Annotated in this window: 15 protein-coding genes and 4 tRNA genes; 15 read left to right on the top strand and 4 right to left on the bottom strand. The window is 64.9% G+C overall.

Translation table 11 applies throughout. The annotated features are described in order from the left end of the window. The first annotated feature begins 6 nt into the window (after positions 1-6). From recJ to trhO, 8 genes are all read left to right on the top strand, one after another. Positions 7-1,818 carry a single-stranded-DNA-specific exonuclease RecJ gene (recJ, locus tag ACW170_RS12940; protein WP_492087055.1) on the top strand — a complete coding sequence of 604 codons (1,812 nt, stop codon included), beginning with the start codon at positions 7-9 and terminating at the stop codon, positions 1,816-1,818. Positions 1,819-1,914: 96 nt separating this feature from the next. Next, positions 1,915-1,989, top strand: a tRNA-Glu gene (locus tag ACW170_RS12935). A 255-nt stretch (positions 1,990-2,244) separates the two neighbouring features. Continuing rightward, complete coding sequence (locus tag ACW170_RS12930; RefSeq protein ID WP_492089182.1) at positions 2,245-2,769, top strand: cold-shock protein; 525 nt, start codon at positions 2,245-2,247, stop codon at positions 2,767-2,769. 24 nt (positions 2,770-2,793) lie between these two features. Further along, entirely contained in the window at positions 2,794-3,273 is a 480-nt protein-coding gene (locus ACW170_RS12925) for a DUF192 domain-containing protein (protein ID WP_492087054.1), read from the top strand. A 45-nt stretch (positions 3,274-3,318) separates the two neighbouring features. Next, positions 3,319-3,395, top strand: a tRNA-Pro gene (locus ACW170_RS12920). 78 nt (positions 3,396-3,473) lie between these two features. Beyond that, the gene (locus ACW170_RS12915) at positions 3,474-3,779 is read left to right on the top strand and encodes an ETC complex I subunit (RefSeq protein ID WP_492087053.1); all 306 of its coding nucleotides are present in this window, start codon (positions 3,474-3,476) and stop codon (positions 3,777-3,779) included. An 18-nt stretch (positions 3,780-3,797) separates the two neighbouring features. Then, a tRNA-Arg gene (locus ACW170_RS12910) sits at positions 3,798-3,874 on the top strand. A gap of 55 nt (positions 3,875-3,929) precedes the next feature. After that, the gene (gene trhO / locus ACW170_RS12905) at positions 3,930-4,862 is read left to right on the top strand and encodes an oxygen-dependent tRNA uridine(34) hydroxylase TrhO (protein WP_492089181.1); all 933 of its coding nucleotides are present in this window, start codon (positions 3,930-3,932) and stop codon (positions 4,860-4,862) included. Positions 4,863-5,313: 451 nt separating this feature from the next. Here trhO and ACW170_RS12900 read toward each other — a convergent pair. Continuing rightward, a tRNA-Ser gene (locus ACW170_RS12900) sits at positions 5,314-5,403 on the bottom strand. A 146-nt stretch (positions 5,404-5,549) separates the two neighbouring features. Here ACW170_RS12900 and ACW170_RS12895 point away from each other — a divergent pair. The 6 genes from ACW170_RS12895 to ACW170_RS12870 all read left to right on the top strand — a co-directional run bounded on the left by ACW170_RS12895 (position 5,550) and on the right by ACW170_RS12870 (position 10,749). Continuing rightward, the gene (locus tag ACW170_RS12895) at positions 5,550-6,344 is read left to right on the top strand and encodes a septal ring lytic transglycosylase RlpA family protein (RefSeq protein ID WP_492087052.1); all 795 of its coding nucleotides are present in this window, start codon (positions 5,550-5,552) and stop codon (positions 6,342-6,344) included. Between the two features lie 37 nt (positions 6,345-6,381). Then, entirely contained in the window at positions 6,382-7,014 is a 633-nt protein-coding gene (tmk, locus tag ACW170_RS12890) for a dTMP kinase (protein ID WP_492087051.1), read from the top strand. Further along, positions 7,011-8,003: a DNA polymerase III subunit delta' gene (locus ACW170_RS12885; protein WP_492087050.1), complete on the top strand. Its 993-nt coding sequence runs from the start codon at positions 7,011-7,013 to the stop codon at positions 8,001-8,003. Before tmk ends, ACW170_RS12885 begins: the two co-directional genes overlap by 4 nt. Next, on the top strand, positions 8,003-8,785 hold the full coding sequence (locus ACW170_RS12880; protein ID WP_492087049.1) for a TatD family hydrolase: 783 nt from the start codon (positions 8,003-8,005) through the stop codon (positions 8,783-8,785). Before ACW170_RS12885 ends, ACW170_RS12880 begins: the two co-directional genes overlap by 1 nt. Then, positions 8,782-9,576, top strand: a complete 795-nt coding sequence (locus ACW170_RS12875) for an MBL fold metallo-hydrolase (protein WP_492087048.1) — start codon at positions 8,782-8,784, stop codon at positions 9,574-9,576. The genes ACW170_RS12880 and ACW170_RS12875 overlap by 4 nt, the downstream gene beginning before the upstream one ends. Positions 9,577-10,134: 558 nt before the next feature. Then, a complete protein-coding gene (locus ACW170_RS12870; RefSeq protein ID WP_492087047.1) occupies positions 10,135-10,749 on the top strand; it encodes a hypothetical protein in 615 nt (204 codons plus the stop codon). Positions 10,750-11,132: 383 nt separating this feature from the next. On the opposite strand, the gene ACW170_RS12865 is transcribed toward ACW170_RS12870, so the two are convergent. Both ACW170_RS12865 and ACW170_RS12860 read right to left on the bottom strand, forming a co-directional pair. Next, complete coding sequence (locus ACW170_RS12865) at positions 11,133-11,336, bottom strand: hypothetical protein (RefSeq protein ID WP_492087046.1); 204 nt, start codon at positions 11,334-11,336, stop codon at positions 11,133-11,135. 69 nt (positions 11,337-11,405) lie between these two features. Further along, entirely contained in the window at positions 11,406-11,693 is a 288-nt protein-coding gene (locus tag ACW170_RS12860; protein WP_492087045.1) for a GIY-YIG nuclease family protein, read from the bottom strand. A gap of 128 nt (positions 11,694-11,821) precedes the next feature. Between ACW170_RS12860 and ACW170_RS12855 the strand changes: the two genes are divergently transcribed. Further along, positions 11,822-12,364, top strand: a complete 543-nt coding sequence (locus ACW170_RS12855; protein WP_492087044.1) for a hypothetical protein — start codon at positions 11,822-11,824, stop codon at positions 12,362-12,364. A 265-nt stretch (positions 12,365-12,629) separates the two neighbouring features. On the opposite strand, the gene ACW170_RS12850 is transcribed toward ACW170_RS12855, so the two are convergent. Beyond that, positions 12,630-14,009 (bottom strand): SPFH domain-containing protein, encoded by a 1,380-nt coding sequence (locus ACW170_RS12850; protein ID WP_492087043.1) that lies wholly within the window; start codon positions 14,007-14,009, stop codon positions 12,630-12,632. Positions 14,010-14,033: the final 24 nt, after the last annotated feature.

Raw genomic sequence — 14,033 nt, 5'->3', positions numbered from 1 at the left:
GCGCCGATGGCGGACGACGGCGGCTTCAAGATTGACAGCGCATTTCTGGGGGTGACCCAGTCCCTGTCCGGCCGCGTCTGGCGTCAGAGACCGGCCGAAGCCGCGACCATACGCGCTCATATGCAAGGTCTGGGGCTGGACGAGCCGCTGGCGCGTGCCTTGGCGTCGCGGGGAGTGCGCGCCGACCAGGGCGCCGATTTTCTGACGCCGACCCTGCGCGCTCTGTTCCCGGATCCGTCCAGCTTTATGGATATGGACGCGGCGGCGGACGCAATCCTCGACGCCTTCCAGGCCAGCGCCAGGGTCCATGTGTTCGCCGACTATGATGTCGACGGCGCCGCCAGCGCGGCCCTGCTGGTGCGTTGGTTCCGCGCCATGGGGGCGGATCTGCCCATCTATGTTCCCGACCGGCTGACCGAGGGCTATGGCCCCAGCGCCAAGGCCTTCGACAGTTTGAAAGCGGCAGGCGCCGATCTGGTGGTTACGGTCGATTGCGGCGCAGCGGCGAATGAGGCCCTAGCCCATGCGGCGGCCATCGACCTGAAGGTCGTGGTTATCGACCACCACCTGATGCGCAGCGAACCGCCCAGGGCGCTGGCGGTGGTCAATCCGAACAGACCAGGCTGTAATTCAGGACAAGGCAATCTGGCGGCGGCCGGCGTCGTCTTTGTGTTGCTGGCGGCGCTGAACCGCGAAGCGCGGCGGCGCAACCTGTTCGCCGAGCGACCGGAACCTGATATTCGTCAATGGCTGGATCTGGCCGCCCTGGGCGCAATCTGTGACGTGACAGCCTTGACTGGGTTCAACCGCGCCCTGACGGGGCTGGGGTTAAAGGTCATGAGCGACTGGAAGAACCCCGGGCTGCGCGCCCTTCTGGCTGCGGCCGGCGCGGAAGAGGGGCCGGCCAAGAGCAACCACGCGGGGTTCATCCTGGGGCCGCGTATAAACGCCGGCGGACGCATCGGTCGGTCTGACCTGGGTGCCCGTCTGCTGTCTACCGACGACCCGGTCGAGGCTCAGGCCCTGGCTTTCGAACTGGACGCCCTGAATCTGTCGCGTCGTGAGGTCGAACGCGCTGTGACAGAGGCAGCCGTGCGGCGGGTCGAGGCGACCGGCGCTCACGCTGATGATTCGGCGCTGGTCGTGGTTGCGGGCGAGGATTGGCATCCTGGCGTGGTCGGCATTGTGGCCGGTCGTCTGCGCGAGCGTTGGCGTAAGCCGGTGATCGTCGTCGGCATCGACCCGGTGACCGGCCTGGGCAAGGGGTCCGGGCGATCGCAACTGGGCATGAATCTGGGCCGTGCAATCCAGGCGGCTTGGGAGGCGGGGATACTGCTGGCCGGCGGTGGTCACGCCATGGCGGCAGGCCTGACGATGGACGGGGCTCGGCTGGCTGAATTGACCGATTTTTTGAACGCGAGGCTTGCCGACGAACGGGTTGCGGCCGTGGCGATGGATGCTCTGGACATCGACGCCCTGATCGATCCGGGCGCGGCGACCCGCGCCCTGTTCGAATCGTTCGAACAGCTGGCGCCCTTTGGTCCTGCCAACCCAGAGCCGGTGTTCGCTCTCAACGGCGTGCAGGCGCGCGAGCCCGTGCAGATGAACGGCGGCCATGTTCGCTGCCGGTTGGTTGGACCAGACGGGGCGTTCGTGCGCGCCATCGCCTGGCGCTGCGCCGATCTGCCGACCGGGCAAGCCCTATTGAGCGGGCAGGGCGGATTGAACATCGTGGGTCGTCTGAAGGCAGACGACTGGAACGGTCGTCGCGGCGTTCAGTTCGAGATCGAGGACGTTGCCGATCCCCGCAGGGTTTGAGCGGCGCGGCAACGCCTAAGAGCGTCGCAAAAAACTCGAAATCCACGCTTGCACCCATTCGAGGGCGCGGCTATATCGCCGGCTCTCCCGCGCAGCGGTCCCTTCGTCTATCGGTTAGGACGTCAGGTTTTCAACCTGAAAAGAGGGGTTCGACTCCCCTAGGGACTGCCACGCTGGACGATAACGGGCCGGGCCGAAAGGCCGCCCCCGCTGCCTCTGATATATATTCTCATGTTGCAGGGCACCGATCGGCGTCGGGTAGTGGCGTTGACGCGACACAACTGCAACGTTTCTGGTGAGAGGCGCAACTTTCTACACCCTTTTGCGGATTTTGGCCTTTCCAAAGATTCACGGAACAGTGTTAAACGTAATCTGTTGTCCGTTAGAGGAGCGGACGGGGGTGTAAACTTGTCTGATTTCGATGGGATGGAAACGGCGGAGACCGTTCGTGTCGTCGGTCGCGTGAAATGGTTTGATCCGGCGAAGGGCTATGGCTTCATCGTTCCGGATGATCCGACGTTGACTGAACTGCGTGATGTTCTCCTGCACATTAGCAGTCTGCGTGATACCGGCCGTGATACAGCTGATGAAGGCGCGCCGATCACTTGTGCTTGCGTGAAACGCGCCAAGGGTTGGCAGGCGGTCGAGATTCACGAACTGGGGGCCGGTGAAACGACCGCGATCGCACGCCGCCCAATACTCGCTGCGACGCCCCAAACGCCCTGTCCTGACGCGGATGGAACGCTGGAGTCGGCCGTCGTCAAATGGTTCAACCGGACCAAGGGCTACGGATTCGTTGTGCGCGACCGTGAACCTGGCGATATCTTCGTCCATATCGAAACCTTGCGTCGCTGCGGCCTTGACGATCTCGTGCCGGGCGATGTTGTTCAGGTGCGGTTCGCCAGCGGCCCGAAGGGTCTGGTGGTCGCTGAAATCAGACCGGGCGGTTGATCGAATCGCCCAAAGGATGGGCGCATGTTCGACGTGACGAAACGTTTTCTGGCGCTCGGCTTGGCAGCCTTGGCTCTGGCGGGTTGCGCAGCCAAGGCTCCGGAAGGTCCGAATGGCGAGCCCCTTCAACGGCTCGCCGTCGTCACGGCGTCCGGTGAACACACCTTCTGGGTCGAGATTGCGGACGATGAGCCCGAGCGTCAGCGCGGCTTGATGTTCCGCCCGCCATTGGGGGCAGACCGCGGCATGCTGTTCCAATGGCCGGGCGCCGCGCCGCGCGAACAGAGCTTCTGGATGCGCAACACGCCCAGTTCGCTCGACATACTTTATATCGACCCGCAGGGACGGATCGTCTCGATCACTTCCCACGCCACCCCCTTTTCCGAGGCGCCCATCCCCTCGAACGGACCCGCCAACGGCGTTCTCGAACTGCGCGCGGGCCGGGCGGCGGAGATAGGGGCCCAGGCCGGCGACAAGGTTTTACATCCTTATTTCAAGCCTTGATTGCGGATTGCGTCGCGAAGTGCCAATAGAGCGCTCCGTTCGGTCCGGGGTGTAGCGCAGCCTGGTAGCGCATCTGGTTTGGGACCAGAGGGTCGGAGGTTCGAATCCTCTCGCCCCGACCAAGGAACGGCCGCTGGATTCCGTGTCCCGCGCGCGTTATGGCAGGTCCTCTGGACCTGCCGATCACTAGGGATTTCGCCATGCTCGCCCGCATCTACCGCCCGGCCAAGACCGCTATGCAGTCCGGCAAGGCCAAGAGCCGCGACTGGCGCCTTGAGTTCGAGCCGGCGTCGGCCCGTACGATCGATCCGTTGATGGGCTGGACCAGTTCTTCGGACATGAACGGCCAGGTGCGCCTGTCCTTTGATTCGAAGGAAGAAGCCGTCGCTTATGCCGAGCGTCACGGCATTCCGTTCCGGCTGCACGAGCCGAACGAAGCCCCGACGATCCTGAAGGCCTACGCCGACAATTTCGCACCTAATCGCAAACAGCCCTGGACGCACTGACGCCCGGCTCGCTGCCGAGCGCCCTTAGCTCAACCGGATAGAGCACCCGCCTTCTAAGCGGACGGTTGCAGGTTCGAGTCCTGCAGGGCGCGCCACCCCCGCGACGGCGCCGCTGAAAGCCACGCCATGACCGAATCAGCATCCTCAAACATCGGCCAGATCCGTGTCGCGGCCCTCTACCGATTCTCACCCGTCGACGACGTCGAGGCCGTGCGGGCGCGGTTGCAGACCGTCTGTGACGCCGGCGGGGTCAAGGGCACGCTGCTGGTCGCCAACGAGGGTCTGAACGGCACCATCGCCGGGCCTGAAGTGGGGGTAGAGGCGGTGCTGACCACCATCCGCACCTTTGCCGGCTTTGCTGATCTGGACGTCAAATACGCCTGGACCCCCGAGATGCCGTTTCTGAGGATGAAGGTCCGGATCAAGCGCGAGATCGTCACCATGGGCCAGCCGGATCTGGATCCGGCGCGGCAGGCGGGGGTCTATGTCGCGCCCCAGGACTGGAACGCCCTGATCGCTGATCCCACGACCTTGGTGATCGACACCCGTAACGACTACGAAGGCGAGATCGGAGCCTTCGAAGGTGCGGTGCAGCCGAACACGCGCAGTTTCCGCGACTTCCCCGACTGGTTCCGCACCGAGGGTCGGGCGCTCTTGGATAAGCGGAAACCTCGGCGTGTGGCCATGTATTGCACCGGCGGCATCCGCTGCGAAAAATCGACCGCCTTCCTGAAGGCCGAGGGAGTGAAGAATGTCCACCACCTGGAAGGCGGCGTCCTGCGCTACCTCGAGGAGGTCGAGCCGGCCGACAGCCTGTGGCGAGGCGACTGTTTCGTCTTTGATGAGCGAGTCTCTGTGGGGCATGGTCTCGCGCAGGGCGACCACACCCTTTGCCGGGGGTGTCGCATGCCGGTGGATGCGGCGGGACGAGCCTCGCCTCACTTTATAGAAGGTGTCTGCTGCGAACGCTGCCGCGACACGCGCGACGACGCCCAACGGCTGCGCTACGCCGAGCGGCAGAAGCAGATCGAACTGGCGCGTCGACGCGGCGAGACCCACATGGGCCGCCATGGTCCTGCCTGAAGCGCTCAATTTGGGTGGCTGCTAATAGACCACACGCGCCATCGCGGCTGGGCCGCCGCAGTCAATGTTGCGAGACCGGAACGCTAGTCGACGGCGCTCGTTGGAAATCGGTCAAGGGCTTGTGAACCTCCCGAAAGGCAGCGGATGGGCGAGGTGATCCCATTTCCGGTCGGCGTGAGTCGTCCTCGAACCAAGCGTAGGGTCTGGGTGGTTCTCGCCGTCCTGAGCCTGTCCGTGGTCCTGGGCGGCGCGGTGCTGGCTGGGCGCGACCTCTTGAGGGGCGCGCAGGCCGACCGGGCGCCAGACCGGAGCCAAAGTGATATCCGCGTTTCGAAGGCTGATGGCCCCTCTCCGGACCGGTCCTTTCCTGTCTGAAAAGGCGCCGTGCTTCGCAGCGGTTGTGGCCCTTCAGGGGTCCAGGCTCTTCAACGGATGTCTGCGGATGCCGGGCTGGCGGAAGCGGTGGGATTCGAACCCACGGACGGCTTTCACCGTCGCTGGTTTTCAAGACCAGTGCCTTAAACCACTCGGCCACACTTCCTTGCCGGTCTCGCCGGTCGGGCGGACGCCATAGCAGGGGAAGGGGGCATTAACCAAAGCGGAAATGTCTTCGGTCATCCTGTTTTTGAACGAGTGTGGCGAGGCGTGCGGATGCGGATTGGACAATGGGCGCGGAGCGGCCTGATTTTGGGACTGTTCTCGTTGCTGGCGGCCTGTTCGACGTTTGGCGGCGGGCGAGGCGGTGGGGCTGTGCCGGTGGTCAAGGATCCGGCGCCGATCGTTTCGGGCACGATGCGGCCTTATCAGGTGCGCGGGCGGTGGTACACGCCGAAGGAACAGCCGGACTATGAAGAGGTCGGTCTGGCCTCCTGGTATGGCGACGCCTTCAACGGGCGACCGACCTCGACCGGCGAGCGGTTCGACATGAGCCAGCTGACGGCGGCGCATAAGACCTTGCCGCTGCCGGGGCTGGTGGAGGTCACCAATCTGGAGAACGGGCGGCGGATCGTCGTGCGGGTCAATGATCGCGGGCCGTTCGTCGATGGGCGGATCATCGATCTGTCGCGGGGGGCGGCGCAGGAGCTGGATATGCTGCGGCAAGGCGTGGGCCGGGTGCGGGTTCGCTACCTGGGACGGGCACCGAGGCTGGGCGGAGGGACGGTGCTGCGGGCCGAAGCGCCGCCGCCGGTGCAATCCACCACGGCGAGGCCGTATCAATCCATGCCCCAGACCGCGCCTGTCGAAGCGACGGCGGTCGTGAGCGGAAGCGGCTCCTATTGGGTTCAGGCCGGGTCGTTTTCGGATCAGGGGGCGGCGCGGCGAATCGCCGAGCGGCTGGGCGCACGGGCGACCGTGGACGCCAGCGGGGGCGCCTATCGCGTGATGGTCGGGCCCTGGATCGACGCGAATGCGGCCGAGACGGCCCGTCAGGCGGTCGTGGCGCGCGGATATGCGGACGCTCTGTTGATATCCGGCGGCTAAGGCTTGCCTCCCGCGCCGCGGTCGCCATTGTGCGCCCGTGACCCGTGGAAAATTCATCAGCTTCGAAGGCGGCGAGGGCTCCGGCAAGTCGACTCAGGTCGGACGGCTGGTCGAGCGGCTGCAGCCCGTCCTGGGCGATCGCACTGTGGTGCGGACGCGTGAACCGGGAGGTTCGAAAGGGGCGGAGGTGATCCGCAACCTGGTGGTGGCCACCGACGCCGAGCCCTGGTCGGCGATGACCGAGACCCTGCTGATGTACGCCTCGCGTTCGGATCACCTGGAGCGGACCATTCGGCCGGCTCTGGAAGCCGGCGACTGGGTGGTGTGCGACCGGTTCGCTGACAGCAGTCGGGCCTATCAGGGCGCCGGCGGGGGCGTGGCCCAGAGCTTTATCGAACAGATCGATGCGGGCGTGGTCGGGGACGATCAGCCGGACCTGACCCTGGTGTTCGACCTGCCGGTCGAGGTCGGGCTGGAGCGGGCGTTCGGGCGCGGCCTGTTCGAGACGCGGTTCGAATCCAAGGGGCTGGAGTTCCATCAGCGACTGCGTGAGGGCTTCCTGCGCATCGTCGAGGCCAATCCGCAGCGGTGCGTGCTGATCGACGCGGTGGGATCGCTGGACGAGGTCGAGGCGCGGGTTTGGCAGGCGGTTCAGGACCGGCTGCTGTGAGCGACGACCATCCCCGCGACCGGTTCGACCTGGTCCCCGACGCGGCGGCGGAAGCGGCCTTTCTGGACGCCTGGGAGCGGGGGCGGCTGCACCATGCCTGGCTGTTGTGCGGGGTCGAGGGGACGGGCAAGGCGACCTTCGCCTATCGCGCGGCGCGGCGGCTGCTGGGGGCGGCGGCGGATCCGGCGCGGGGGCCGCTGGGCGCGCGGCGCGAGGATCCGGTCAGCCGGCTGATCTCGGCCCAGTCGCATCCCGACCTGCTGGTGCTGGAACGGCTGGTCGAGGGGGGTAAGACCAAGAAGTCGATCTCGGTCGATCAGTCGCGCGACCTGCCCGAGTTCTTCTCCAAGAGCCCGTCCCAGGCCCAGCACCGCGTGGCGATCATCGATGCGGCCGACGACCTGAACATCAACGCGGCCAACGCCTTGCTGAAGGTTCTGGAGGAGCCGCCCGAGCGGGGGGTGCTGTTCCTGGTCACCCATGCTCCGGGGCGGCTGCTGGCCACGATCCGGTCGCGGTGCCGGCGGCTGAGCTTCCCCATCTGGACGCCGGAGCGGCTGGAGACCCTGGTGCGGAACCGCACGGGGGCGGAGGCTGAGGAGGCCGAGCACGCGGCGGCCATGGCGGGCGGGTCGCCGGGCGCGGCCCTGGCCCTGGCGTCGGGAGCGACCTTCGAGATGGACCAGTTGGCGCGGCGCTGGGTCGAGGGGGATGTGGACCGAGCCGAGGCCCTGGCCATCGCCGACAAGTTCCGGGGCGCGGAAGGCCAGGAGCGGTTCGAGACCCTGATGGACCGGCTGATCGCGGCGGTGCGGATGCAGGCCCTGAGCAGTCCGGCCGGCGCGGGGAACCGCTGGGCCGAGCTGTGGGAGCGGCTGCAGCCCTTGCCGGAGCGGGCGGCGGGGCTGAACCTGGACAAGGCCGATGTGCTGGCCGGGGCGCTGGCGGACCTGAGGCGGGTCCAGGCCCAGCAGGCGCGGATGGGTTGATGCTGATCGACAGTCATGTGAACCTGCACGCCCCCCAGTTCGATGAGGACCGGGACGAGGTGATCGCCCGGGCGCGCGAGGCGGGGGTCGGCCTGATGGTCGAGATCTCCGACAAGCTGACCACCTTCGAGGCGACCCACGGGATCGCCATGGCCAACCCCGACATCTGGTGCACGGTGGGGGTCCATCCGCACGAGGCCAAGGATGCGGCGGACCTGACGGCGGCGACCCTGGTGGAGCTGGCGCAGCGGCCCAAGGTGGTGGGGATCGGGGAGTGCGGGCTGGACTTCCACTATGACTTCAGTCCGCGGGAGATCCAGGCGGCGGTGTTCCGCCAGCATGTGGCGGCGGCGCGCGAGACCGGTTTGCCGCTGGTGATCCATACCCGCGAGGCGGATGAGGTCATGGGGGCGATCCTGAAGGAGGAGCATGCCGCCGGGCCGTTCAAGATGCTGATGCACTGCTACACCAGCGGGGCGGAACTGGCGGGAATCGCAGCGGAATTGGGGGCCTGGTTCTCGGTTTCGGGGATCGCCACCTTCAAGGCGGCCGAGGACGTACGGGCGGTGATCCGGGACATGCCCGGCGACCGTATAATCGTCGAGACCGACTGCCCCTATCTGGCGCCCATCCCGCATCGGGGGCGGCGCAACGAGCCGGCCTATATCCGCCATGTGCTGGACAAGCTGGCCGAGATCCGGGGCTGGAGCGCCGAGGAGGCGGACCAGAGAACCACCGAGGCCTTCTTCGGCCTCTTTGACCGGATACCGAGATCGGCATGAGCTTCGAAGTCGTCATCCTGGGCAGCGGATCCTCGGGCGGGGTGCCGCGGGGCGATGGCGACTGGGGCGTCTGCGACCCGGCCGAGCCGAGGAACCGGCGCACGCGCTGCGCGATGCTGGCGCGGAAGACCGGCCCGGAGGGGACGACCAATGTCCTGATCGACACCTCGCCGGACCTGCGCGAACAGATGCTGGCCAGCGAGACTCGGCATGTGGACGCCGTCCTCTATACCCACGACCATGCGGACCAGACCCACGGGATCGACGATCTGCGGACCTTCGCCACGCGGGCGCGCAAGCGGATCCCGGCCTGGATGGATGAGGCGACCCTGAACTCCCTGTCGCACCGGTTCGACTATATCTTCGAGAGCAAGTTCGGCTATCCGCCGCTGCTGGACGCCCAGGTCATTCCGCCGCACGGGACGGCCTGGTCGGTGGAGGGGCCGGGGGGCGCGATCCCGGTCGTGACCTTCGATCAGGGGCACGGGCCGATCCGGTCGGTCGGCTATCGGCTGGGCGACATGGCCTATTCCAGCGACGTCTCGGACCTGGACGAGGCGGCGATCCGGGCGGTGGCGGGTTGCCAGGTCTGGATCGTCGACGCCCTGCGCTACACCCCCCATCCGACCCATGCGCATCTGGATCGGACGCTGGAGTGGATTGCGGCGGCGGATGTCGAGCGGGCGGTGCTGACGAACCTGCATATCGACATGGATTACAAGGAACTGTCGGCGATTGTTCCGGCCAATGTCGAGGTCGGGTTCGACGGCTGGCGCTGCATGATCGGCTGAGTTTTGGCGGGCCTGTCGTAAAAACAGGGTGACAAACCGCCAAACCGCCAAATGCGCCATGGGCGACTGCTGCGGCTTTATGATCGTCTGAGGCCGGTCGGTTTTGGCGCGAAAACAGGGTGACAACCGTGCCAAAGGCGCCAAACGCGCCAGGGAGCGCCTGCTGTGGCGTTGATGGGGAGCGGACGGCGCAGGCGGACTGCGGCGCGCGCCCGATGTCAAAGACCAGACGACCAGGCTAACACAGTCTGGAGGCGTGTTAGGTCGATGGCGGTTGGGGCGCGTTAGGGTGTTGAAATGATTTGCTTCAGTTCGACAAATTGGGGGAGGTGACCTTCGTTTGCCTTCCTGGTTCATCTATACGAACCGCTCTCCTCACATTTGCATTCAGCAGAGCCGTGCTGGAAAGCGGACGTTCTGGACATCTGTTCGGGGTGGGAAGCATACTGCCGCTCATAGGCGGGAGGCGGACACCACTGCGTCAGTATTGGTCTAAACAATAGTTCATTTGATGATGCGGCTGTTCCTGTCAGGCTCTCGCCGAAGCTGGAGAGCAGGATGAAACGGATTCTGATGGCGGCGGTGATGGTGATGGCCCTCGCAACGCCTGTGCTGTCGCAGGACTTGGCCCCGGTTTCGGACAACCCCGAAATGGCAGCAATTCTGGCTGCGGACCAAGTCGTGCGGCAGGACCTTGCCGCGATACTTGCCGGTGGCCGGGAAGGAGCACTCCGCATTCACGCGGCTGACGCTGTCCGTCGCCAGCAGGTGCGTGCGCTCCTTGAGGCCGGCGCGCTGCGGACAGCGACAGACTTCTACTCCGCCGCGTTGGTGTTTCAGCACGGGGACACGCCAGAGGACTATCTGATGGCCCACACACTCGCCGTCGCGGCGTTGGGCGAGGGATCGACTGAATCGCCCTGGCTCGCGGCGGCGACACTGGATCGATATCTTCAAGCGGTGGGGCAGCCCCAGATCTACGGCACCCAGACCATGATGCGACGGGGCGAAAAGCCGACACGCGAACCTTTCAACCACACCCTCATACCTGACAGCATCAGGAGAGTGCTCGCTGTATCTACCCGCGCTGCCGAGGAAGCGCGTCTGGCCGCGCAGACCGCAACCGACGGCACCCCAACTCCACCAATAGCGGTTCAAGACAGCGCCCAATAAGGGTCGATTGCGGATCCTGACTTCCGACCCGACAGCAGAGATCCAGGCTCATGCCTCGCAGCGGACATTCCGAACGTCGAGTAGGGGTCGGACCACGACATCTCACCAGCGCGGAAAGCGGACAAAGGCCCCACAGCCCAAAAGCGGACGCGCCGAACTGCGGCAAGGGGTGGTTAGCGGACCTTGGCGTCGGTAGTTTACGTCATATGAAGCAGCGGACACGCCTCATTTTGAGCATCGCCACCATACTGTTAGTAGCGTGGCTGATTTGGCGCGGCCCGTCACTCTACCGGCTCCACAAGGATTTGCCGATAATCGCGGCTTGCGCCAACGACGCCCAATACTGCCCCTAAGCGGTCGTTGCGAAAGGCAGTTGTGGGTGGTTAGCGGACCTTGGCGTTGCGGCGACGGAAATAGTCCCAGATCGACTTCACGACGTTCGCACCAATCACGATCCCCACCATCGGCCAGAGCCAACGGTCTGGAATGTCGGCCCCGATGTCAAAATGAAGAAATGCCCAGAACACTACGACGAATGCCAGTGTTCCAGCCCACAAGATGATTGAGTTCTTGGCGTCGCGGCTCATGGCTGCATTCCCTCTTCACAGTGCAGCTTACTGCCATGCGGCATGTCCGCAATGGGTCGGAAGCCGGCATTAGTCCTGTTCTTCGTCGCTGCCCCATATACGGGCGGTCAAATCGGCTTGCGTGGGATTGCCTTTGAGGAAGAGGTCCCGTCGCTGTTCATCAGACATGTTCCAGAGCTGATCCGCACGAGCTTGGGCGAGCGCTACGTCTGAATAGCCCTCGAACCAGACCAAGTCTTTCACGCCAAACTTGGCGATCCATTCCATATCTAGGAGCGAAGCCGAGACGCCCACGAATGATTTAGTGATGCCCTCGCTGGTAGCGATGTAGACGTAACCGGAGGTAGAGGTGCCCATAGCGCAACCTAGCCGCCGACCCGGAATGTCCGCAACGGTTCGATTTCGGTCTTGGGTCTCGGCGCCGGAAGCAGACGTTAGCCGTTAGACTGGAAAGCGGTCGCCGCGTCGTCCGAGAAGGGTGGGAAGTGGACCTGCCGAAGGCCCGCCAGGGCTTTCCCCTTGTCCCCCGCAGGAGTATTCCGGTTTTGAACTGCGAGGGCTGGATGAGCGCTTCTTCTCAGAAATGGTCTGCGCTGTTTGGAAGCCTCGGCGTTTTCATGATCGCGAGCGCCATGTACTGGCGATTGGCTCCGGTTGATGGATCAAAAGATCTCGGCCTGTGGATGTCCCTGGCGCCATGGCTCCTCGCGCTAGCTGGGGCCGGGCTAGCTTATGCGTTCAAGTTCTTGAATTTGCTGCGGGTCATTAAAATCGGTCGATCCGGCATGGCATCCGACCAAAAGGCGCGGCTGTCCAAACTCACGGGCCCCATGATCGTTATGCTCGGTCTACTGGTCTTCGGTGCGGCCCTTGGCTTTGCTGCGCCAATGTTCGACGGGCGATTTGGTATTGGAGGCAGCGGCTTGGCTTGGCCCGTCTATCTCACCGGCTACGCCTTATGGATGGCCACGCTACCTGCGGCAGTCCTCGCCCGCCTCTATGAGATCAAGGTTTTATCGCTGGTCTGACGCTGAGCCAAATGTCCGCAAAGGGTCGAAAGCGGAATCCAGCGTTCCGACCCAAAGCCGACATATGGAACATCAGCAGACGGGGCTGGACAGGTCTGATCACCGTCATCCTAGGCCTTGTGCCTAGGATCCATACGCTCGGCGTGTCGCGTCGGGCGCGGGCGGCGGAGGTGCGGTGGCTCCTGGCGTCTGAGTCTATGGATCCTAGGCACAAGGCCTAGGATGACGGGTGTGGGGTGTGGGGTGTGGGGCGCGGGTGTGGGGCCTAGGGCTTTGCAGCGCCCTTGGTTGCCCGCTCCACCACGGCCTTGCCGGCGTCGGTCTGAGCCAGCCCCTCCAGCATCGCGCCCAGGGCTTGGCCGCCCCGCGCGCTGAACACGTCGGTGATGCTGTTCATGCCCTGGGGCACGTCGCCGCCGGTCACGATCACCTTGATGTCGGCGGCGCTCAGGGCCTCAGCCTGGGCGACGCCCACGGCCTGCCCGGCTTTGATCTGCTCCACGCGCACCAAGTAGGTCTGGTAGCCGTCGTTGCCGCCGATCTCCTTGGCGAGTTCGATCTGCGTCGAGACCGGCGCCAGAAGCAGGAGCCGCTCGGCTTCGGCGCGGCTCTGGCCCTGCGCCAGCAATCCTTCGGCGTCGAGCTTCTGCTGGGCCAGGGTTCCTTGCGCGACCAGCTCCAGCCGTTGACGTTCAGCCTCTGCGGCGATGACCTGCTGTTGGCGCTGCCCCTCCGCCCGGATGATCGTGACCTCGCGCTCCTGCGCGGCCTGAACTTCCGCGACCCCCTTGGCGATTTCGGCGGAGCGCGTATCGGCGACCAGCTTCACATCCATTTCACGTTCGGTGGTGTCCCTCTGGGCGACCAGAACCTGCTGCTCGGCGACCTGCTTGGCGATGCCGACCTGCTTCTCCTGCTCGGCCGTCCGCATTCCGACCTGCTGCAAAGCATCCTGCTTGTTCACCTCGACGATGCGTTGGGCCTCGATCTCCTTGGTCTGGGCGAACTGGCTGTTCATCGCCACGGCCTCGCGGCTCTCGCGATCAATGCGGGATTTCTCCTTCGCCATGATGTTGGCGATGACCTGCGAGTTGGCGCTGTCGCGGATGTCCATGAACTCGATGTTCTTGACCGTCTCGACGCCCCACGCCTGAAGCTGATTGTCCACCTGGGCGGTAAAGGCCTCGGCCAGGGTTGATCGGGCTTCGAGGATGTCTTCGAGCTTGTGGGTCGCCAGCACGTTGCGGACGGCCCCCTGAAGGATGCCGGACAGCTGATGTTGCAGCTCGTCGAAATTGGCGACCTTTTCCGCCGCCGTGTCCGATTTTGCGATCCGCATGAACGCCTGGACGTCCACCCGGAACGGGAGGCGCCCGGTGTCGTAGGCTTCGTAGTCTTTAAGGTTCACGTCAAATATGGAGACCGGGAACTTGGTCACCAGGACGCCGATCCTGGGCAGGAAGGCCGGCCACTCGTAGTAGACGTTTCCGGCCGACTGACTGGCGCCGTAGCTGACGCGAGACCGGCCGCGCTGGACGATGTGAACTTCGTTGGTCGGGACCACCCGGCGCAGAACCAACGCGATCAGGAATCCAATGACGAAGACGCCGAGCGCTACGCCGCCGGCGATGATGTAGATGTTCATGTGGTCCCCCGATACTGCCCGGAC

It is taken from the genome of Brevundimonas sp. FV2ps16 (assembly GCF_058681075.1).
The sequence above is the reverse complement of the archived record's forward strand: the minus strand, read 5'-3'. Positions and strand labels throughout refer to the sequence as shown.